This is a genomic window from Vibrio sinensis, from assembly GCF_003605645.1.
Taxonomy (GTDB): domain Bacteria; phylum Pseudomonadota; class Gammaproteobacteria; order Enterobacterales; family Vibrionaceae; genus Vibrio; species Vibrio sinensis.
In genome coordinates this window covers 1-818 of record NZ_QVMU01000094.1, presented here as the reverse complement: position 1 = coordinate 818, position 818 = coordinate 1, and the positions used below count along the sequence as shown (strand labels likewise).

General features: G+C 40.8%; 1 protein-coding gene and 3 pseudogenes. 3 read left to right on the top strand and 1 reads right to left on the bottom strand.

From position 1 onward, the window contains the following. From DZ860_RS23830 to DZ860_RS23820, 3 genes and pseudogenes are all read left to right on the top strand, one after another. Window positions 1–131, top strand: a pseudogene (locus DZ860_RS23830) (IS4 family transposase); the annotation flags it as partial. Window positions 132–144: 13 nt separating this feature from the next. Further along, a pseudogene (locus DZ860_RS23825) lies at window positions 145–321 on the top strand (sodium/glutamate symporter); the annotation flags it as partial. Between the two features lie 230 nt (window positions 322–551). Further along, a complete protein-coding gene (locus DZ860_RS23820; RefSeq protein ID WP_001303004.1) occupies window positions 552–677 on the top strand; it encodes a LysR family transcriptional regulator in 126 nt (41 codons plus the stop codon). A gap of 9 nt (window positions 678–686) precedes the next feature. On the opposite strand, the pseudogene DZ860_RS23815 reads toward DZ860_RS23820, so the two are convergent. Next, window positions 687–818: pseudogene (locus DZ860_RS23815) on the bottom strand (IS4 family transposase); the annotation flags it as partial.

Sequence of the window (818 nt, the reverse complement as noted above, 5' to 3'; positions counted from 1 at the left end):
CAACAGTGCGCTTAGGGATGGAAGTTTTGCGGCATTCTGGCTACACAATAACGAGGGAAGACTTGCTCGCGGCTGCAACCCTGCTTGCTCAAAATCTATTCAAACATGGTTGTGCTTTGGGGAAATTATGAGGGGATCCCTCAGGGCTTTGGTATGGGAGCAACACCAACAGCAATTGCGAATATGCAAACAGTCACAAAAGCATTTGGACCATCACATAAAGCTTTCCTTGTCGTTCCTATGGTCGGTGCCTTTATTGTTGATATTTCAAACAGTATCTTAATTAAAATATTTATTGAAATTGGTACATACTTTACCTAATAGCTACACACTACTCGGCGTACTTCTCCTAACAATTTATTATAGGGCAGTATGCCGAGCCGCTTTCTTACCCCGTATATTCCCCTAGTCAATCTATTTAGCTTGCACGTTTACGAATTAATTCTCGTGACAACTAAACCAAAATTTGAATTATGACGAGTATATCTGATTATTTATACTTTATTCGTTAGAATAGTCCGTAGAAATAAATAATCAGTAGGCTACATGGAATGAAATTAAGACATCTCGATATCTTTTATGCTGTAATGACTTGTGGTTCCTTAACGCGTGCGGCTGAAGTTTTACATATTTCTCAACCCGCGGCGAGTAAAGCACTCAAACATGCTGAGCACTGAGAGATCCCCTCATAATTTCCCCAAAACGTAACCATGTGTGAATAGATTTTGAGTAAGCAGGGTTGCAGCCACGAGTGAGTCTTCCCTTGTTATTGTGTAGCCAGAATGCCGCAAAACTTCCATGCCTAAGCGAACTGTTGA

What these genes read in the sequence shown, in the direction of transcription:
- DZ860_RS23820 (WP_001303004.1), top strand. Translation starts at nt 552, where the DNA reads ATGAAATTAAGACATCTCGATATCTTTTATGCTGTAATGACTTGTGGT.